Origin of the sequence: Streptomyces sp. ISL-66, assembly GCF_018614135.1 — a bacterium.
In the GTDB taxonomy this organism is placed as follows: Bacteria; Actinomycetota; Actinomycetes; order Streptomycetales; family Streptomycetaceae; genus Streptomyces.
Window position 1 is genome coordinate 24629 of the sequence record NZ_JAGGOW010000105.1, and the last position, 18734, is coordinate 43362.

The window sequence follows — 18734 nt, forward strand, 5'->3', positions numbered from 1 at the left end:
ATGGACCCAGTCCCGGACGCAGCCCTGCTCTCCTCGGTCGCCGACGGCGTCGCCACCGTCGTGATCTCCCATCCCGCGAAGCGCAACGCCATGACGGCGGCGATGTGGCGGGGGCTGCCGGAGCTGCTGGCCGGACTCGCGGCCGACCCCGCCGTACGGGTGCTCGTACTGACCGGGGCCGGCGAGACCTTCTGTGCGGGGGCGGACATCTCCTCCCTGGCCGGGGACGACGATCCGCAGGCTCTGGCCGTCGCGGCGGAGGAGGCCCTGGCCGCCTTCCCCAAGCCCACGCTGGCCGCGGTCCGCGGCTTCTGCGTGGGCGGCGGCAGCCAGCTGGCGGCCGCCTGCGACCTGCGCTTCGCGGAGGAGGGCGCCTCCTTCGGCGTGACGCCGGCGAAACTGGGCATCGTGTACGCGGCCTCCTCCACCCGGCGGCTCGCCGTGCTGGTGGGCCCGTCGGCCGCCAAGTACCTCCTCTTCTCGGCCGAGTTGATCGACGCCGACCGGGCGCTGCGCACGGGCTTCCTGGACGAGCTACTACCGGCCGGCGAACTGGCCAAGCGGGTCGCTGAGTTCACCCGGATCCTGGCCACCCGCTCGCAGCTCACCCAGGCCTCGGCGAAGGAGTTCGCGGACGGCCGCACGGACCGGGACGCGTACTGGGCGGCCCAGGCCGCCGGGAGCGGCGACATCGCGGAGGGTGTCGCCGCCTTCCTGGAGCGGCGCCCGCCCTCTTTCACCTGGACTCCGCCCGAGGCGTGAACTCGCGCAGCCTCGCGACGATTTCGGCCGGTGCCTTCTCCGGAGAGCCCGCGTCGTAGGGCGGCTGCGGGTCGTACTCCGTCATCAGCTGCACGGTCTGCGCGTACTCGTCCCCGGCGATGCGGCCGAGCAGCGCGAGCCCCATGTCGATCCCCGAGGACACCCCCGCGGCGGTCACGTACTTCCCGTCGAAGACCACCCGCTCCCCGGTGGGCTCCGCCCCGAACAGGGGCAGCCGGTCGAGGTAGAGCCAGTGGCTGGTGGCCCGGCGGCCGTCGAGCAGGCCGGCGGCGGCGAGCAGCGTGGAGCCGGTGCAGACGGAGGTGGTCCACGTGGTGGTGGCGTCGACAAACCGAAGCCAGTCGAGGACGACGGGATTCTTCATCTGCGCGTCGGAGGCCGGCCCTCCGGGCACGATGACGATGTCCGGCCGCGTCACCTCGTCGAGGCTCTTGTCGGCGACGAGTGCGAGCGCCCCGTTGCCGGTCCGTACGGGCCCCGGCCGCTCGGAGACGAAGACGGTCTCGGCGCCCCGGAGCCGTCCGAGGGTGTCGAAGGGCCCGATGGCGTCGAGAGCGGTGAATCCGTCGTAGAGCAGTACGGCGATCTGCATGGCTCCTCCGGAGGGGTTGTCGGGACGGACGTGATCCGCCCCGATGCGATCATGTCGGGGTCCCGGATCCCGGGATCCCGCCGCTCGCGTTTCCCGCTCCGGAGCTCGCCCTGAACGCCCTCGCCGCCACGTGCCTGACCGCCGCCCCGCTGCTCGGGGTGCTGGCCTTCGCCGTCGTACGCCCGCGCGGCCTGCCGGAGGCGACCGCCGCCGTGCCCGCAGCGGGGCTGCTCGTCGCACTCGGCGTGGTACCGCCCGCCGACGCCTGGGCGCAGCTGCGCGAGCTGCTGCCGGTGGTCGGTTTCCTCGCGGTGATCCTGGCGCTGGCCCAGCTCTGCGCGGACGAAGGACTGTTCCGGGCCGCCGGGACCATGGTGGCCCGGCGCGCGGCGGGACGCGGGCCGGTGACCCTGCTCGGCGGGGTGTTCTGCGTGGCCTCGGTCGTCACCGCCGCGCTGAGCCTCGACGCGACGGTGGTGCTGCTGACCCCGGTGGTGCTGGCGACGGCCGCCCGGCTGGGAGCCCGGCCGCGGCCCCACGTCTACGCCACCGCGCACCTCGCGAACGCGGCCTCGCTCCTCCTGCCCGTCTCCAACCTCACCAATCTGCTGGCCTTCGCCGCGAGCGGGCTGTCCTTCACCCGGTTCGCGGCGCTGATGGCCCTGCCGTGGGCGGCGGCCATCGCGGTGGAGTACGCGGTGTTCCGCCGCTTCTTCCGGGCGGACCTGGCCGCCCCACCCGAGCACGTGCCGGAGGCCGCAGAGGCGGCGGCGCTGCCCCGGTTCGCCGCGGGCGTGCTCGCGCTGACCCTGGCCGGCTTCGCGCTCGCCTCCTTCGCCGGAGCGAGCCCCGCCTGGGCGGCCCTCGCGGGCACGCTCGCCTTGGCCGTACGCGCGCTGCGGCGCCGGGAAACCACGCCGGTCCGGATCCTGGCTTCGACGGCGCCGGCCTTCTGCCTGTTCGTGCTGGCGCTGGGCGTGGTGGTCCGGGCCGTGGTGGACCACGGTTTCGGGGCCGGGCTGGAGTGGGTGATGCCGGCCGGGGACTCGCTGCCGGCGCTGCTCGCGGTGGCCGCGGTGGCCGCCGTACTGGCCAACCTGATCAACAATCTGCCGGCGGTGCTCGCGCTGCTCCCGGCGGCGGCATCGGGCGGGGCGGGGCCCGTGCTGGCCGTACTGATCGGGGTGAACATCGGGCCGAACCTGACCTACGCGGGCTCCCTCGCGACGCTGCTGTGGCGGCGGATCCTGCACGCGGACGGCTACGACGGGGTCACGCTCGGAGACTTCACCCGGCTCGGCCTGCTGACCACCGTCCCCGCCCTCGGCGCCGCGGTGACGGCCCTGTGGGCGGCCCTGCGCCTCGTCGGCGCGTGACCCCTCGGCCGGCCGCCGCTCGGCTCCGGCCCCGGGATCCGCGGGGGCGGGCCGCGGATAGGATCGGGGCATCATGACTGCAACCCTCGTCGCCAAGAAGCTCACCGCCGCGCACGGTGAGCGCACGCTCTTCGCCGATCTCGACCTCGTCGTCGCACCCGGCGACGTCATCGGACTCGTCGGCGTCAACGGCGCCGGGAAGTCGACCCTGCTGCGGATGCTCGCCGGGCTGGACGCCCCCGAGACCGGTGAGGTGCGCCTCTCCCCGCCCACCGCCGCCGTCGGTCACCTCCCGCAGGAGCCCGACCGCCGTCCCGGCGAGTCGATCCGCGAGTTCCTGGCCCGGCGTACCGGCGTGGCCGCGGCGCAGGCCGAGCTGGACTCGGCGACGCAGGGCCTCGTGGACGGCACCCCCGGCGCGGACGACGCGTACGCGGACGCCCTCGACCGGTGGCTGAACCTCGGCGGCGCCGACCTCGACGAGCGGGCCCAGGAGGTCGCCGACGACCTCGGGCTGTCCGTCGGCCTCGACCTGCCGATGACCGCGCTGTCCGGCGGCCAGGCCGCCCGCGCGGGACTCGCCTCGCTGCTGCTGTCCCGCTACGACGTCTTCCTGCTCGACGAGCCGACCAACGACCTCGACCTCGACGGTCTGGAGCGCCTCGAGCAGTTCGTGAAGGGGCTGCGCGCCGGCACGGTCGTCATCAGCCACGACCGCGAGTTCCTCACGCGCACCGTCACCAAGGTCCTCGAGCTCGACCTGGCCCAGCAGCAGATCAACCTCTACGGCGGCGGCTACGACGCCTACCTGGAGGAGCGCGAGCGGGCCCGCGACCACGCCCGCGAGGAGTTCGACGAGTACGCCGACAAGCGGTCCGCACTGGAGGGCCGGGCCCAGATGCAGCGCGGCTGGATGGACAAGGGCGTCAAGAACGCCCGCCGCAAGGCCACGGACAACGACAAGATCGGCAAGAAGTTCCGCAGCGAGGCGAGCGAGAAGCAGGCCTCCAAGGCCCGCCAGACGCAGCGCGCGATCGAGCGCCTCGAGGTGGTCGACGAGCCGCGCAAGGAGTGGGAGCTGCGCATGGAGATCGCGGCGGCGCCGCGCTCCGGCTCGGTGGTCGCCACCCTGCGCGAGGCTGCCGTCCAGCGCGGCGACTTCGCCTTCGGACCGGCCAGCCTGCAGATCGACTGGGCGGACCGGGTCGCGATCACGGGCGCCAACGGGGCTGGCAAGTCGACCCTGTTGGCCGTGCTCCTCGGCCGCCTCGCCCCCGATTCCGGTGCCGCCACCCTCGGCTCGGGCGTCCTGGTCGGCGAAGTCGACCAGGTCCGAGGCCTGTTCCTCGGTGACGAGCCGCTGCTGGAGGCCTTCTGCGCGGCGGTTCCCGACACGGAACCGGCCGAAGTCCGCACCCTGCTCGCGAAGTTCGGCCTGAAGGCGGCGCACGTGACCCGCCCGGCGGCCACCCTCTCCCCGGGCGAGCGCACCCGCGCGGCGCTGGCGCTGCTGCAGGGCCGCGGGGTGAACCTGCTGGTGCTGGACGAGCCGACGAACCACCTGGACCTTCCGGCGATCGAGCAGCTGGAGTCCGCGCTGGAGGCCTACGAGGGCACCCTGCTGCTGGTCACCCACGACCGCCGGATGCTCGAAGCGGTCCAGGTGACCCGCCGTCTCGAAGTCGCGGACGGCAAGGTCACCGAGCTCTGAGGCCCCGCGGACGGGCGGCCCGGGCGGGGCTCGTCCGCCGCCCGGCACGCGCCCGGTGCCTCCCGAGGCGATACGTCTAGGTCACCGCACTAGCCGACGTCCGCCGGGGGGCGGCGCTTGCGGGCCATCTTGCGGGCGACGAAGGTGCGCGGGAGGTGGCGGGCGGCCAGCGCGTACGCCTGGTAGCGCCGGCCGGTGATGCTCACCGGGCGGCGCCGGGCCAGGTCCTTCAGGGCCCGGGCCACCACGTCGCCCGGCTCCAGCCACACCGCGTCGCGCAGCGCGCTGACGTCCATCCCGGCGCGCTCCTGGAACTCGGTGCGGGTGAAACCGGGTACCACCGCCAGCACGCGCACCCCGTAGGGCTCCATGTCCACGCGCAGTGACTCGCTGAAGGCCGTGATCCAGGCCTTCGCCGCTCCGTACGTCCCGGTCGGGAGGAGTCCGGCGACCGAGGAGACGTTGAGCACGGCGCCCCGCCTGCGTTCGCGCAGGCCCGGGAGCACGGCGTGGGTGAGCCGGAGCGGGACCTTGACCAGCAGGTCGAGCATCCGTTCCTCGTCCTCGACCGGGCTGTACGGGAACGGCGCGGGGAGGCCGAAGCCGGCGTTGTTGACCAGGATGTCCACGGGCCTGGCCCGGTCGGCGAGCCGCTCGGCGACGATCCCGAGGCTGTCGGGGTCCAGCAGGTCGGCGGGCAACACCTCGCAGACGGCGCCGAATTCCCGGCCGAGCTCTCCGGCGACGGCTTCCAGGCGGGCCTTGTCGCGGGCGACGAGGACGAGGTCGCAGCCCTTGGCGGCGAAGCCGCGGGCGAAGGCGGCGCCGAGTCCGGCGCTGGCCCCTGTGATCAGTACGGTGGTCAAGAGACGTTCACTTCCTGGCGGTTGAGCATGCGGTGCGGTGGTGGATCCCTCTTACGGGGCGAAGGAGCTGACGGCCGGCGACGCGTAGGCCTCGGCGACGTCCACGAGGAAGCGGGCCTCGCTCTCCAGGCGGTCGTCCTCGCCCGAGGGAGCGATGGCGTCGGGCAGTTCCAACGCGTCGGCCTCGCCGCGCTGTTGCGCAACGCCGGCCAGCTTCGCCGCTCGTGCTTCCTTCAGTACGCAGGCCAGCGCGGCCGCGGAGCGCCGCGGTTCGGGAATCCCGCTGCCGGCGACGTGGCTGCGCGCGAGCTCCGGCACGCCCGGAGCCACGTACTCCCCGAGGATCAAGATGGCGTCCCGGGTCTCGATGACCTTGCGGTAGACGAGCAGGTTGCGCGGGACCGGCGGCCACAGAAGCTCCAGCATCCGGCCCGCGCGCGGCTTGTTGAGCGCCACGTGCGGGACGGCGTGGACCAGGTCGCGCCAGAGCGGCCAGAGCCGCCAGGCGGTGGCGATGTCGGCGGCCGTGCCGCGGAAGGTGAAGAGGGTCGGGACCAGGATCGCGGCGGCGCGCAGGAACCCGTGGGCGTTCATGAGCAGCGGGTTGGCGGGCATCGCCCAGGTGGCGCCGAACAGCGCCTTGAGCAGGTACACGAACCAGAACACCCCGGCGAGCCCGGTGCCGAGGCCGAACAGCCGCAGTCCGGCGGCCAGGCCCCGGCTCTCGGAGCGGCGGCCGTAGCGCCAGCAGACGGACACGCAGATGGTGTTGGCGAGGAGGTGCGCGGAGATCAGCACCAGCCAGTACGCGAGGGAGGGCACCGGGTCACCCACCGGCGGGATGGTGTGCGTGCCGTGCTCCGGCGCGGCCGCGTCGAGCAGCACGAGGACGGTCAGCCAGAGCGCCGTGCCGATGCCGGAGGCCATCTGGAGGCGGCGGCCTCGGGTGGCGGCGGCCACGAAGTAGAGCACGGCGCCCGCGGAAAGGACGCCGATGAGGTTGCGGACCAGCCCGATGGTGTGCGCGTAGCCGGGGTCGCGGCCCATGGCGTAGGCGACGACGTCGGGCAGGTTCAGGGTCATCGCGGCGGCGGCCGTCGCGACGGCCAGCCACAGGCCGCGCTGGTGCGGGGAGCGCAGGGCTCCGGGCGCGCGCAGCAGGACGGCGATCCACAGGCAGACGACGCTGGGGACGGCGAGCGCGTCGCCGAAGGCGGTGAGGTCAGATGCCATGGCGGCCGTGCCCCCGTCCCCGCCACTCGTAGCCCATCGCGGATTCCAGCCGGGCGAGGGTGTCCGGAGCTTCGGCGCCGTGGGCGGGGCGCGGGCCGGTGGTCGCCGTGCTGATGCGGATCATGCTGGCGAGCATCTCCGCCTCCTGCTCCTGGCGGGTGGTGTAGTTGGTGCGCCCGAGCACCGTGGGGACCTGTCCGTCGCTCCCGGACTCCTCCGCCTCCAGCGAGTGGTGTCCGAAGAGGATGTGGCCGATCTCGTGGAGCACGATGTGCTCCTGGTGCAGCGGGGTGGTCTGCGCCTCGTAGAAGACGTAGTCGATGCTGGCGGTGCCGACCCACAGTCCGCACACGCCGGACTCGGCGGCCTCCTTGGGCAGGGGGTGGAGCCGGATGGGGCGGCCGCGCTGCTCGGCTATCCGGTCGCACAGTCCGTCAAGAGAGAACGGGTGCGCCAGCTCAAGACGGCCGAGAATCGCCTCGCACCGTTTACGCAGACTGGGTTGCGGGTGGCGCATGTGTTCCCTCTTCGGACCCTTTCTCGGGCAGCGTCGGTAGGTGTGCGTGGGCAGGGGCATGACGTCCTTTGCCTTCAAAGCGACCTCGGGAGTGCGGTCCTGAGGGGAAACACGGACGCCCGCTCGCCGAAGGACGAACGGGCGTTCCACCATGCCTACAGATCTTGCGAGGAAGTTGGCAAGGCATGTCCCCAGGTGAGGTGCCTATTCGGCCAACCCTGCACACGCGGCCACGCGGTCGGACTTCTAGCGCTTGCGGCCGCCCTGGCCGTCGGGACCGCTGAGACCGGCGCGGCGCAGGGCGTCGGCCATCGCGCTGTTGGCGGGGGCCGGCGCGCCTCCGCGCTGGCCCCCCTGGCGCTGGCCTGCCTGGCCCCCCTGACCGCCTTGGGCTCCCTGCCGCTGGCCCTTGCCGCCGTCGCGGGAGCCCTCGCGCGAACCGTCACGGGAGCCACCCTGGCCTCCCTGACCGCTCTGACCGCCCTTGCCGCCCTGACCGCCCGCCGCGCCGCGCTGCTGCGGCGGCCGGCCGCCGCCGCGCCGCTCACCGCGGTCGCCGCCCGCCTCGCGCTGCCTGGGCGCCCCGGCGCCCCCGCGCTCCGCCTCGTCCTCCAGCCGCAGCGTCAACGAGATCCGCTTGCGCGGGATGTCCACGTCCATGACCTTCACGCGGACGATGTCGCCCGGCTTGACCACGTCCCGCGGGTCCTTGACGAAGTTCTTCGACAGCGCCGAGACGTGCGCCAGCCCGTCCTGGTGGACGCCGATGTCGATGAAGGCGCCGAAGGCGGCCACGTTGGTGACCACGCCCTCCAGGATCATCCCGGGGGTCAGGTCGCCGATCTTCTCGACGCCCTCCTTGAAGGTGGCCGTCTTGAACGCGGGACGCGGATCGCGGCCCGGCTTCTCCAGTTCGCGCAGGATGTCGCCGACCGTCGGCAGGCCGAAGGCCTCGGTGACGAACTGCTCCGGCCGCAGCGAGCGCAGCACACCGGTGTTGCCGATCAGGGCCGCCACCTCGCTGCCGGCCGTCTTGCCCATGGCGCGGACCACCGGGTACGCCTCGGGGTGCACGCTGGAGGAATCCAGCGGGTCGTCCCCGCCGCGGATGCGCAGGAAGCCCGCGCACTGCTCGTACGCCTTCGGACCGAGGCGGGCCACGTCCTTGAGGCCCTTGCGGTTGCGGAAGGGGCCGTTGGCGTCGCGGTGCGCGACGATGTTCTCGGCGAGGCCGCCGCTGATGCCCGACACCCGCGAGAGTAGCCGCGCGGAGGCGGTGTTGACGTCCACTCCGACGCCGTTCACACAGTCCTCCACGACCGCGTCGAGCGAACGCGAGAGCTTCATCTCGGACAGGTCGTGCTGGTACTGACCGACGCCGATGGACTTCGGGTCGATCTTGACCAGCTCGGCGAGCGGGTCCTGCAGGCGCCGGGCGATGGACACCGCGCCGCGCAACGACACGTCCATGTCCGGGAGTTCCTGCGAGGCGAAGGCGGACGCCGAGTACACGGAGGCCCCGGCCTCCGAGACCATCACCTTGGTCAGCTTCAGTTCGGGGTGGCGGGTGATGAGGTCCCCGGCGAGCTTGTCGGTCTCGCGGGAGGCGGTGCCGTTGCCGATGGCGACGAGGTCGACCGCGTGCTCCTCGGCCAGGCGGGCCAGCTTGGCGAGCGCGTCGTCCCACTTGTTGGCCGGTACGTGGGGGTAGATCACGTCGGTGGCGACGACCTTGCCGGTGGCGTCCACGACGGCGACCTTCACACCGGTACGGAAGCCCGGGTCCAGGCCGAGCGTCGCGCGGGTCCCGGCGGGGGCGGCGAGCAGCAGGTCGCGCAGGTTGGACGCGAAGACCCGTACGGCCTCGTCCTCGGCAGCGGCGCGCAGCCGCATCCGCAGGTCGATGCCGAGGTGCACCTGGATCTTCGTGCGCCAGGCCCAGCGGACGGTGTCGGCGAGCCACTGGTCACCGGGGCGGCCACGCCCGTTGATGCCGAAGCGGCGCGCCACCATGCCCTCGTACGTGGAGGGCCCGGGCGTGTCGCTCGGCTCCTCCGGCTCCAGGGTCAGGTCGAGGACGTCCTCCTTCTCGCCGCGGAGCATGGCGAGGACGCGGTGCGAGGGCAGCGCGGTGAAGGGCTCGGTGAAGTCGAAGTAGTCGGCGAACTTGGCGCCCTCCTCCTCCTTGCCGTCGCGGACCTTCGCGGCGAGCCGGCCACGGCTCCACATGCGCTCGCGCAGTTCGCCGATGAGGTCGGCGTCCTCGCCGAACTTCTCGGTGAGGATGGCGCGGGCGCCCTCCAGGGCGGCGGCCGGGTCGGCCACGCCCTTGTCGGCGTCCACGAACCCGGCCGCGCGGGACGCCGGTTCCACCGACGGGTCGGCGAGCAGGGCGTCGGCGAGCGGCTCCAGGCCCGCCTCGCGGGCGATCTGCGCCTTGGTGCGGCGCTTGGGCTTGAACGGGAGGTAGATGTCCTCCAGTCGGGCCTTGGTGTCGGCCGCGTTGATCCGGGCCTCCAGCTCGGCGTCGAGCTTTCCCTGCTCCCGGACGGAGTCGAGGATCGCCGAGCGCCGGTCCTCCAGCTCGCGCAGATAGCGCAGCCGCTCCTCCAGGGTGCGCAGCTGGGCGTCGTCGAGCATCTCGGTCGCTTCCTTGCGGTAGCGCGCGATGAACGGCACGGTGGAGCCGCCGTCGAGCAGCTCGACGGCGGACTTGACCTGCCGCTCCCGTACGCCGAGCTCCTCGGCGATCCTGCCTTCGATGGACATCGTCACTGCGGTCCCGCCTGCCTTCGTACGTATACGTGACGCCGCGTGGTGCGTACCGCGTGCTGCGTCGGAAGGCTGCCAATTGTGGCAGGTGGCGGCCGCGGGCGTCGGGAGCCTTGTCCGTCCCGGGTCTCAGGCCTTGCCCAGGAGGTCCCGGGGGAAGGCTCCGGCCTTGAACGCCTTCATGGTGAGGCCGCCGCCGATCTCGGCGAGCCGGGCGAGTCCGGCCTCGCCGAGGTGCTCGTACGGGGCCGCGTCCAGGCGGTCGGTCTCCTCCTCCAGCGCCTCGCGCTGCGCCGTGCCCTCGGCGGTGAGCCGGCCCCCGGCGTCCAGGACTCGGCGCTCGCGCAGCCGCTCGGTGGCGGCGTCGAGGTCGGACTGGTCCCAGCCGCGGATGGCCTTGAGGTACTTCGGGGTCATGCCCTGGCCGGTGGCCGTGTGACTGATCAGGGCCTCGACCGGGTCCAGGCCCATAACGAGCAGGGCGACGAGGTGGCCGTCGCCGCGGTGCTCGCGCAGCAGGGTGGTGGCGTGCCACAGCTTGAGGTGCGGCTCTTCGGGTACGGGGAGGTCCGCGTGGGCGGAGTAGAGGGTGCGGGCGTGCCGGGTGCAGGCCTCGGACGCGCGCATCGCCAGCTCGGCGGCCTCGGCGACCTCGGGGGACCCTATGGTCTCGGCGCCGAGGAGCCTGCGCAGGGTGGCGTCGGCGGCCCGCAGCCGGGCGTCGAGGACCTGCTGGGGGCCGGCGGTGTCCCAGACGGCGGGCAGGTGCCTGGCGACCAGGTCGTGGCGGTAGTTGTAGAAGGTGGAGGTGACCGCGCCGGCTCCGACGGCGCCCATGGCGGCGGACCGGGAGGCGAGGTTGACGGCGTGGGGGTCGGTGATCCCCAGGGCGGCGAACTCCTTGCCGAGGTCGGGCGAGAAGTAGACGGTGGCGTGCAGCGGGTTGATCGCTCCGTGCCAGCAGTGGCGGGCGGCGTGCGCCGGAAGAGTCATGCACGGCAGGCTACCGACTGCTTGGTATGTCGTGAAGGGCGGGTCCGGTGGTGAGGAGTCGCCTCCGGCCGCGCGGCCGGAAGTGGGGAGTCGCCTTCTGGCCGCGCGCGCGTCCCGGCACGGGCGTTTTTCAGACGCATGGCGATCATGTGACAACAGGGCCATGGACATGACGTGGGGTCCCAGGCGTGAATACGGTCGAACCGAAGCCACTCCCCTACCACTTGGAGTCCAAGGTGCACCGCAAAGTCATCGCCCCGAGCGTGCTCGCCGCTTCCCTCCTGCTGGTGATCCCGGCGTCTGCGGCGAGTTCCGTTCCCGGCGCCCCGGGTATCGGCGACCCCTACTACCCGGCCAGCGGCAACGGGGGCTACGACGTCTCCCACTACGACCTGCGCCTGCGGTATCAGCCGAACACCGACCTCCTGGAGGGCACCGCCACCCTCCTCACCACCGCGAAGCAGGACCTGTCCCGCTTCAACCTCGACTTCGGCCTGACCGTCAGCGAGATCCGGGTCAACGGCGTCAAGGCGAAGTTCGCCAGGTCCGGCGCCCAGGAGCTGGAGGTCACCCCGGCCACCCCGCTCCAGCGCGGGCGCGAGTCGAGCGTGGTCGTCAAGTACGCGGGCAAGCCCTCGGAATTCAAGGTCGACGGCTGGTCGGCCTGGCAGCGCACCCCGGACGGCGGCATCGCCGCGCAGGAGCCCGACTCGGCGGCCTGGTGGTTCCCGAGCAACGACCACCCGCTCGACAAGGCCACCTTCGACGTCTCGGTCAACGTGCCCGACGGGACACAGGCCATCAGCAACGGCGTGCTCCAGTCGCAGAGTTCCCGGCTCGGCTGGACCCGGTACAACTGGCGCTCGAACAAGCCGCAGGCCACGTACCTGGCCACCCTCGCGGTCGGCAAGTTCGACATCACCACCGACAAGACGGCGAGCGGCCTGCCGATCCTCAACGCGTACAGCAAGGACCTCGGCGACAACGCGGGAGCGGCGCGCGCGAGCGTGGAGCGGACCGGGGAGGTCGCGGAGTGGCTGGAGGGGGTCTTCGGCCCGTACCCCTTCAACGCGCTGGGCGGCTACGTCCCGAACGTGCCCAGCGGATTCGCGCTGGAGACCCAGACCCGGCCGTTCTACAGCCCGCGGCAGTTCGCGAACGGCGCGAACGTCTCGGTGGTCGTGCACGAGCTGGCCCACCAGTGGTACGGCGACAGCGTGTCCGTCGACGGCTGGAAGGACATCTGGATCAACGAGGGCTTCGCCCGGTACAGCCAGTGGCTGTGGTCGGAGAAGGAGGGCGAGGGCACGGCCCAGGAGCTCGCGGACTGGACGTACCTCTCGCGTCCGGCGGAGGACCCGTTCTGGCAGGTCAAGCCGGGTGACCCGGGCGCGGAGAACCAGTTCCACGGTGCGGTCTACGACCGCGGGGCGATCGCGCTCCAGGCGCTGCGCAACGAGATCGGCGACGAGAAGTTCTTCCGGATCCTCAAGGGCTGGCCGACCGAGCGCGCCTACGGGAACGCCAAGGTCGGGGACTTCGTCCGCTACGCCGAGAAGATCTCGGGCGAGCCCCTCGCGCAGCTCTTCGAGACCTGGCTCTACACCCCGGGCAAGCCGGCCTTCGCCCCGCCGGCGGCCGCCGAGGCGCCGGGCGCCCGCTCCCTCCAGGCCCCCGCCAAGCCGGCCGCCGAACCGAAGTCCTGGAAGAAGATCGCGGCGACGAACTCCGTCCACGACGACCACTGACCGTCCGCAGGGGCCGTCCGGACGGCCGTACGAACGGCCCCTCCGGACGGCCCCTGCGGGGCTCCGCGCGCCGACGTCCCCTCAGCGGGCGCCGGCGCGTCGGCGCGCCCGTGCCGCGCGGGCGATCGGCAGGTAGCGCAGCCGCTCCGGCAGGAGCGGTACGAGGACGCGTACGGCCGCGCTCAGCAGGCGCAGCCGGCGCTCCTGGGCCGGGGTCCAGTTCAGGCCGATGGCGGCGCGGGCCTCGGGCGGCATGTAGCCGACGGTGACGAAGGCCCGGAAGTGCAGGAACGCCGGCCGGAGCACCGGCCAGGCGGCGCGCAGCAGGAGCCGCACCGGCAGCGTGCCGCCCTCGGGCCGGGGCAGCGGGGTGTCCGTGGCGACGAGTTCGCGGGCGACCTTGGTGGGTTCGATCTCCTCGGCCAGCATCCGGCGGTAGTAGGGCCAGTACTCCTCGATGGTCTGCGGCATGTCCCGGTCCTGGAGGCCGAGGATGCGGCCGACCTGGAGCCACTCGCGGTACAGCTGGCGCTCCTGGGCGGGCGTGAAGCGGCGCAGCAGGTAGCGCCCGGCGTAGAGGTAGACGGGGAAGCCGGTCGCGTGCACCCAGGCGTAGCAGGCCGGGTCGAGGGAGTGGTATCGCCGTCCCCTGGTGTCGGTGCCCTGGATGTCCTTGTGCAGCCGGCGCACCCGGCGCCCCTCGGCGACGGCGTCCGCTCCGCCGTACACCCACAGCTGGACGGAGCGCAGGGAGCGTTCGCCGCGGCCCCAGGGGTCGGTGCGGAAGACCGAGTACTGGTCGACCCCGGCCCCGATCGCGGGGTGCGCGACCTGCAGGGTGAAGGCCGCCGGCAGCATGAGCAGGCCCCGGACGTCCCCGGCGATGGTCCAGAGCACTCCGCCCGCAGGCGGGGGCTCGGGATCGCTCCGGCCTTCGGCCGTCGCCCGCGCGGTCGTGGTCATGCGTACGCCCCCAGGTGTCGGTCTCCGTTCATCCAGTATGCGCGGGAACCGGCCACTCTTCGCGGTCCGGCGGATCGGTGACCAGCGCCTCTTCGGCGGCGTCCGGACCGCCGGAGACTGATCGCCTCACCCCGGACAGAAAGTCGTGTCATGGGTGTTACCCCGAAGTAACCCCGGCTGCTTGGATGGCGGAGCCGATCTTCCCCCACGGAACGAGGGAACCCCCATGCCGTACAGCCAGCCCCGCGCGGCCCGCTCCGCCGCCGCCGTCGTCGCCGCGATCGCCGTCGCGGCGCTCGCCGCCACCACGACCCCGGCCGCGAGCGCCGCCGAGGGCGCCGCCGCGCCGCGGCTCCGTGTTCTGACGTACAACACGTTCCTGATGAGCAAGAACCTGTACCCGAACTGGGGCCAGGACCACCGGGCGACGGAGATCCCCAAGGCCTCCTTCTTCCAGGGCCACGACGTGGTCGTGCTCCAGGAGGCCTTCGACAACGGCGCCTCGGACGCCCTGAAGTCCAACGCGGCCGCGCAGTACCCGTACCAGACCCCGGTCGTGGGACGCGGCAAGAGCGGCTGGGACGCGACGGGCGGCGCGTACTCCTCCACCACCCCGGAGGACGGCGGCGTCGCGATCCTCAGCAAGTGGCCGGTCCTGCGCAAGGAGCAGGTCGTCTACAAGGACGCCTGCGGCGCCGACTGGTGGTCCAACAAGGGCTTCGCGTACGTCGTGCTGAACGTCAACGGCACCAAGGTGCACGTGGTGGGCACCCATGCCCAGTCCACCGACCCGGGCTGCGACGCGGGCGAGGCGGCGGACATGCGCGCCCGCCAGTTCCGGAACATCGACGCGTTCCTGGACGGCAAGAACATCCCGGCGGGCGAGCAGGTCATCGTGGCGGGCGACATGAACGTCGACTCCCGCAGCGCGGAGTACGCCTCCATGCTGGCCAACGCCGACCTGGCGGACTCCGACACCCGCACGGGACACCCGTACTCCTTCGACACCGCGCTGAACTCGATAGCGAACTACCGCTATCCGACGGACCCGCGCGAGGACCTCGACTACGTCCTCTACCGCAAGGGCAACGCCCGCCCGGCGAACTGGGAGAACAACGTGGTCAAGGAGCAGTCGGCCCCCTGGACCGTCTCCAGCTGGGGCACCTCCTACACCTACACGAACCTCTCGGACCACTATCCGTTGATCGGGCGCTGATCCACCTGCCGGGGCCCGTAGTCGAACGCAACCTTCTGCCCCACACGGGGCGGTCCGGCCAGTGGTACGGCGTCTCCTGACCGCACAGCACAACGCCCCCTCCCGCCTGCGGGCGGGAGGGGGCGATTTTGTCGTGTACCGGTACCGTTCAGGTGTCGAGTCTGAACGGGAGCCAGTATGCACTCTCTACCGCACGACCACACCGGCGCGCGCATCCGACGCTTGCGCCTGGAACGCCACCTCACCCAGGCGGCACTCGCGGAACTGTCCCAAGTCCCCTACGGCACCCTGACCAAGGTCGAGCAGGGCGTCACCCCGGCCAGCCCGTACGTCATCGCCGCCGTGGCCCGGGCACTCCGCGTCCAGGTCGAGACCGTCACCGGCCAGCCCTACACCACCGAGCTCCGCGCCGACGAGCTGGACGTCCTGATCAGGCCCATCCGTGAGGCCCTGGACGTCTACGACCTCGGAGCCGACCCCGACATCGCCCCGCGTGCGCACGAGCTCCTCGCCGCGGACGCCGAGGGTCTCCTCGTCGCCGTCCGCGCGGGGGAGATCAAGCGCGTCGCCGGGGAGGTCGCCGGGCTGATCCTGGAGGCCACCACGGCCGCCCACGCGGCCCCCGGACGGGAGGCGTGGCTCCTCCTCGCCTCCACCTACCGCACGGCCTACGACGTGGCGTCGAAGCTCGGCTACTACGACCTCGCCGCGATCGCCCTGGCCCGCATGGACTGGGCGGCACAGCGTGGCTCCGACGCGGTCATCGGCGGCATGTACCGCTACATGCGGGCCCTCACCTACCTGCGTGATGGGCAGTACAAGACGGGACAGCGGCTCATCGACCTCGGCCTGCGCACACTCGAGCAGGCCGACGCCGGCCGGGAGCGGGCGGTCGTCACCGGGCAACTGCATCTGGGCGCCGCGGTGATGGCCGGCAGATCGAAGGACCAGAGCCGGGCTGACGGACACCTCGACGAGGCGGGCCGGATCGCTGCGGGCACGGGCGAGGCGGTCGAGACGCACTGGCTGGCGTTCGGCCCGACGAACGTGGCCGTGCACCGGGTGTCGGTACTGGCGGAGCTGGACGAGTACGGGCAGGCCGCGCAGATGGGCCGCGGGGTGACCATCCCGTCGGAGTGGCCGAAGTCGCGGAAGAGCCACCACTACGCCGAGCTGGCGCGGGCTCAGATGTGGACGGGAGACCTCGATGCCAGTTTCCAGAACCTGCTGAAGGCCCGGAAGTCCGCGCCGCAGCAGGCCCGGTACCACCAGACGGTCCGAGAGACGTACACCGGGCTGGAGGCGGCCCGCCGTCAGCTCCCGGAAAACTTCCTGTCGTACGGCAACTGGCTGGGCGTATAACGCACCGTCAATCCTCGGGCCCCAACTATCCGGAACTCCGGATAGTTGGGGCCTTGTTGTGCCCCCACCCTGGTCTCACCACCCGCTGACGACGGTAGGAGCACCGGCATGAACCCCGGCGAGACACAGATGGCCGAGGAGCTCGCGGCGCGGGCCCTGGGGTCCTACGACCAGCGGCCCGACGCCGAGGGCGTGGCGCACCTGATCGACGACCTGATCACCGTCGGGCAGGACCTCCACGCCGCGGTGTCGCGGATCCCGGGGGCCCAGCGCACCGAGCGCGCGGGCGCCGCGCTGATCGAGTGGTCGTACTTCGTCGACGCGGGCCCCCTGGGCCACGGCGACCACGCGAACTGGAACCACGCCCGCGGCCTCGCCCGCATCATCCGGATCATGGTGTCGACGGTCGTCGAGCACCGCCCGGCCGGCGCCCGGTGAACGAGCCCGTCCGGCAGCTGCTCTACGTGGCGAGCGTGCTCGGCCTCCTCGCGGCCATCGTCATCGGCACAGCCCGCTGAACCGCACCTTCCCGGAGCCGGCCGGTCGCTACCGGATCCGCTCGGCCGGCCGCCTTCGAGCGCTCCCGCTCGTTCGCGCAGTCGGGAAGATGCTCGAAGGTGGCCGGCTCGGCGGGGTACACCGCTCCTACGAAGCCTCGTACGGCTCCTCGTACAGGCCCTCGATCAGGGCCCCGTACTTCTCCCGGATCACCCGGCGGCGGAGCTTCAGCGAGGGGGTCAGCTCCCCCGACTCCGGGCTCCACTCCTCGGCCAGGAGGCGGTGGCGCTTGATCTGCTCGGTCCGGTTGAGCCGCGTGTTGGCCGCTTCCACGGCGCGGGCGACCTCCTCCCGCACGGCCGGGTGCGCGGCGAGCTCGGCGGGCGTGGCGGTCTCGATCCCGTGGGCCGCGGCCCAGGCCGGGGCCAGTTCCGGGTCCAGGACGAGGAGGGCGACGAGGTAGGACCGGCCGTCGCCGTGCACCAGCGCCTGCCCGATCAGCGGGTGTTCCTTGACCGTGTTCTCCACCAGGGCCGGCGAGACGTTCTTGCCGTTCGAGGTGATGATGAGTTCCTTCTTGCGGTCGGTCAGCCAGAGGAACCCGTCCTCGTCGAACCGGCCGATGTCCCCCGTCGCGAACCAGCCCTCGCCGTCGCAGGCGCTCTCCACCGACCCGTCCGGAAGCAGGTAGCCGCCGAAGACCGTCTCCCCGCGCATGAAGATCTCCCCGTCGGCGCCGAGCCTCAGCTCCAGCCCCTCGATCGGGCGGCCCACCGAGCCCAGCCGGAAACCGTCCGGGCTGTTGACCGTGCACACGCCCGAGGTCTCGGTGAGCCCCCAGGCGTCCATGATGGTGACCCCCCAGCCCGCCCAGAAGCGGACCACGTCGATCGGCATCGGCGCGGTGGCGCTCGCCGTCCAGACCAGCCGGTCCAGCCCGGCCAGCGAGAGCAGCGGGTCCAGCACCCGGTCCTTCGCGACGGCGTACGAGGCCTCGAGCGCGGCCGGCACCTCCTCCCCGCGCTCCCGGTGGGCCGCGCGGGACCGCGCCAGGTCGTTGGCCGCCTCGATGGCGCGCCGCTGCTCCTCGGGGAGCCGCCCGAGCACCGCCCGTACGGAGGCGGCCAGCTTCTCCCACACCCGGGGGACGCCGAAGAACTGCACCGGGTGCAGTTCGCGCACGGCTGCCGCCACGGCGGCCGGATCGGCACACAGCCGGACGTGGGCGGCCCGCAGCAGCGGCAGGTAGATCCCGAGGACCCGCTCGGCGATGTGTGCGAAGGGCAGGTAGCAGACGTGCTCGGCGTGCTCGGGAAGGTCCACGCGCCGGTCGAGCCGGACCGCCTGGAGCATGATGTTGCGGTGCGTGAGGCGGACGCCCTTGGGGTCGCCGGTGGTGCCCGAGGTGTAGACGACGGTCAGCGGGTCCTCGGGGCGGATCTCCCGCGAGGCCTTCTCGAAGGCCTCGGAGCGGTGCGGACGGGCTCCGCTCGCGTGCAGGGAGCCGTAGGTGCGGTGCGACCCCGCTTCCGCGGCCTCGGCCACGACGAGCCGCTCCAGCGGGACCTCCGGGTCGTCGAGCAGCGGCTCCCACCGGGCCAGCTCGCGGGCCCCCTCGATCACGGCGAACCTGGCCCGGCTGTGGCGGGCGATGTGGGCTATCTGCTCGGGCGCGGAGGTCCCGTACACGGTGACGGGTACGGCGCCGAGGTGGACGAGCGCCAGATCCGTGAGCCAGTGCTCGGGGCGGTTGCCCATCATCAGCAGGACGTGCTCGCCGCGCTCCACGCCCAGGGCCGCGTAGCCGGAGGCCAGGACGGCCACCTCGCGGCGGACGTCGGACCAGCTGAGGGTGGACCATCCCGCGCCCTCGCGCCACGAGAGGGCGGGAAGGTCTGCGTGCTCGGCGGCGTTGCGCGCCAGCAGGGCGGGGAGGGTGAGCTCGTCGAGGGGCGCGGGCAGACGCAGTTTCGTGGTCATGGGCAGCTCCTGGGCGTTTCACATCGTTGGTGCGACAGCAATACTGTTGAACCGCGGTACACGAACTGTGCCGAGCGAAACCGTGCCGATTAAACACGTGCCGATCAGAGAGCGAGGCGGAGCG

Annotated in this window: 15 protein-coding genes; 7 read left to right on the forward strand and 8 right to left on the reverse strand. The window is 72.5% G+C overall.

The window, feature by feature from the left end:
- Positions 1–762 carry an enoyl-CoA hydratase/isomerase family protein gene (locus J7E97_RS20190; RefSeq protein ID WP_215029114.1) on the forward strand — a complete coding sequence of 254 codons (762 nt, stop codon included), beginning with the start codon at positions 1–3 and terminating at the stop codon, positions 760–762.
- Here the strand turns inward: J7E97_RS20190 and J7E97_RS20195 are convergent.
- Positions 737–1375, reverse strand: a complete 639-nt coding sequence (locus J7E97_RS20195) for a DJ-1/PfpI family protein (protein ID WP_215029119.1) — start codon at positions 1373–1375, stop codon at positions 737–739. The two genes, J7E97_RS20190 and J7E97_RS20195, sit on opposite strands and share 26 nt — an antisense overlap.
- 110 nt (positions 1376–1485) lie before the next feature.
- Here J7E97_RS20195 and J7E97_RS20200 point away from each other — a divergent pair, with 110 nt between their 5' ends.
- Both J7E97_RS20200 and J7E97_RS20205 read left to right on the forward strand, forming a co-directional pair.
- Positions 1486–2751 carry an SLC13 family permease gene (locus tag J7E97_RS20200; RefSeq protein WP_215029237.1) on the forward strand — a complete coding sequence of 422 codons (1266 nt, stop codon included), beginning with the start codon at positions 1486–1488 and terminating at the stop codon, positions 2749–2751.
- 73 nt (positions 2752–2824) lie between these two features.
- A complete protein-coding gene (locus J7E97_RS20205) occupies positions 2825–4462 on the forward strand; it encodes an ABC-F family ATP-binding cassette domain-containing protein (protein ID WP_215029122.1) in 1638 nt (545 codons plus the stop codon).
- Positions 4463–4551: 89 nt separating this feature from the next.
- Here the strand turns inward: J7E97_RS20205 and J7E97_RS20210 are convergent, their stop codons facing one another.
- The 5 genes from J7E97_RS20210 to J7E97_RS20230 form a co-directional block, all read right to left on the reverse strand.
- Positions 4552–5328 (reverse strand): SDR family oxidoreductase, encoded by a 777-nt coding sequence (locus tag J7E97_RS20210; RefSeq protein ID WP_215029125.1) that lies wholly within the window; start codon positions 5326–5328, stop codon positions 4552–4554.
- 51 nt (positions 5329–5379) lie between these two features.
- Positions 5380–6561, reverse strand: a complete 1182-nt coding sequence (locus J7E97_RS20215; RefSeq protein WP_215029128.1) for an MAB_1171c family putative transporter — start codon at positions 6559–6561, stop codon at positions 5380–5382.
- A complete protein-coding gene (locus tag J7E97_RS20220) occupies positions 6551–7078 on the reverse strand; it encodes an ImmA/IrrE family metallo-endopeptidase (RefSeq protein WP_215029132.1) in 528 nt (175 codons plus the stop codon). The genes J7E97_RS20215 and J7E97_RS20220 overlap by 11 nt, the downstream gene beginning before the upstream one ends.
- A 246-nt stretch (positions 7079–7324) precedes the next feature.
- Entirely contained in the window at positions 7325–9853 is a 2529-nt protein-coding gene (locus tag J7E97_RS20225; protein ID WP_308346596.1) for a Tex family protein, read from the reverse strand.
- Positions 9854–9979: 126 nt separating this feature from the next.
- Complete coding sequence (locus J7E97_RS20230) at positions 9980–10843, reverse strand: hypothetical protein (protein WP_215029136.1); 864 nt, start codon at positions 10841–10843, stop codon at positions 9980–9982.
- 236 nt (positions 10844–11079) lie between these two features.
- Here J7E97_RS20230 and J7E97_RS20235 point away from each other — a divergent pair, with 236 nt between their 5' ends.
- On the forward strand, positions 11080–12591 hold the full coding sequence (locus J7E97_RS20235) for a M1 family metallopeptidase (RefSeq protein ID WP_215029241.1): 1512 nt from the start codon (positions 11080–11082) through the stop codon (positions 12589–12591).
- An 81-nt stretch (positions 12592–12672) separates the two neighbouring features.
- On the opposite strand, the gene J7E97_RS20240 is transcribed toward J7E97_RS20235, so the two are convergent.
- Positions 12673–13554 carry an oxygenase MpaB family protein gene (locus tag J7E97_RS20240; protein ID WP_215029139.1) on the reverse strand — a complete coding sequence of 294 codons (882 nt, stop codon included), beginning with the start codon at positions 13552–13554 and terminating at the stop codon, positions 12673–12675.
- Between the two features lie 226 nt (positions 13555–13780).
- On the opposite strand from J7E97_RS20240, the gene sph reads away from it, so the two are divergent.
- From sph to J7E97_RS20255, 3 genes are all read left to right on the forward strand, one after another.
- A complete protein-coding gene (gene sph, locus J7E97_RS20245) occupies positions 13781–14770 on the forward strand; it encodes a sphingomyelin phosphodiesterase (RefSeq protein ID WP_215029141.1) in 990 nt (329 codons plus the stop codon).
- A gap of 177 nt (positions 14771–14947) precedes the next feature.
- On the forward strand, positions 14948–16132 hold the full coding sequence (locus J7E97_RS20250) for a helix-turn-helix domain-containing protein (RefSeq protein ID WP_215029144.1): 1185 nt from the start codon (positions 14948–14950) through the stop codon (positions 16130–16132).
- 108 nt (positions 16133–16240) lie between these two features.
- Positions 16241–16570 carry a DUF6415 family natural product biosynthesis protein gene (locus J7E97_RS20255; protein WP_215029147.1) on the forward strand — a complete coding sequence of 110 codons (330 nt, stop codon included), beginning with the start codon at positions 16241–16243 and terminating at the stop codon, positions 16568–16570.
- A gap of 207 nt (positions 16571–16777) precedes the next feature.
- Here J7E97_RS20255 and J7E97_RS20260 read toward each other — a convergent pair whose 3' ends face one another.
- On the reverse strand, positions 16778–18610 hold the full coding sequence (locus tag J7E97_RS20260; protein WP_215029150.1) for a long-chain fatty acid--CoA ligase: 1833 nt from the start codon (positions 18608–18610) through the stop codon (positions 16778–16780).
- Positions 18611–18734: the final 124 nt, after the last annotated feature.

What these genes read in the sequence shown, in the direction of transcription:
- J7E97_RS20190 (WP_215029114.1), top strand. Translation starts at nt 1, where the DNA reads ATGGACCCAGTCCCGGACGCAGCCCTGCTCTCCTCGGTCGCCGACGGC.
- J7E97_RS20195 (WP_215029119.1), bottom strand. Translation starts at nt 1,375, where the DNA reads ATGCAGATCGCCGTACTGCTCTACGACGGATTCACCGCTCTCGACGCC.
- J7E97_RS20205 (WP_215029122.1), top strand. Translation starts at nt 2,825, where the DNA reads ATGACTGCAACCCTCGTCGCCAAGAAGCTCACCGCCGCGCACGGTGAG.
- J7E97_RS20215 (WP_215029128.1), bottom strand. Translation starts at nt 6,561, where the DNA reads ATGGCATCTGACCTCACCGCCTTCGGCGACGCGCTCGCCGTCCCCAGC.
- J7E97_RS20220 (WP_215029132.1), bottom strand. Translation starts at nt 7,078, where the DNA reads ATGCGCCACCCGCAACCCAGTCTGCGTAAACGGTGCGAGGCGATTCTC.
- J7E97_RS20230 (WP_215029136.1), bottom strand. Translation starts at nt 10,843, where the DNA reads ATGACTCTTCCGGCGCACGCCGCCCGCCACTGCTGGCACGGAGCGATC.
- J7E97_RS20240 (WP_215029139.1), bottom strand. Translation starts at nt 13,554, where the DNA reads ATGACCACGACCGCGCGGGCGACGGCCGAAGGCCGGAGCGATCCCGAG.
- sph (WP_215029141.1), top strand. Translation starts at nt 13,781, where the DNA reads ATGCCGTACAGCCAGCCCCGCGCGGCCCGCTCCGCCGCCGCCGTCGTC.
- J7E97_RS20250 (WP_215029144.1), top strand. Translation starts at nt 14,948, where the DNA reads ATGCACTCTCTACCGCACGACCACACCGGCGCGCGCATCCGACGCTTG.
- J7E97_RS20255 (WP_215029147.1), top strand. Translation starts at nt 16,241, where the DNA reads ATGAACCCCGGCGAGACACAGATGGCCGAGGAGCTCGCGGCGCGGGCC.
- J7E97_RS20260 (WP_215029150.1), bottom strand. Translation starts at nt 18,610, where the DNA reads ATGACCACGAAACTGCGTCTGCCCGCGCCCCTCGACGAGCTCACCCTC.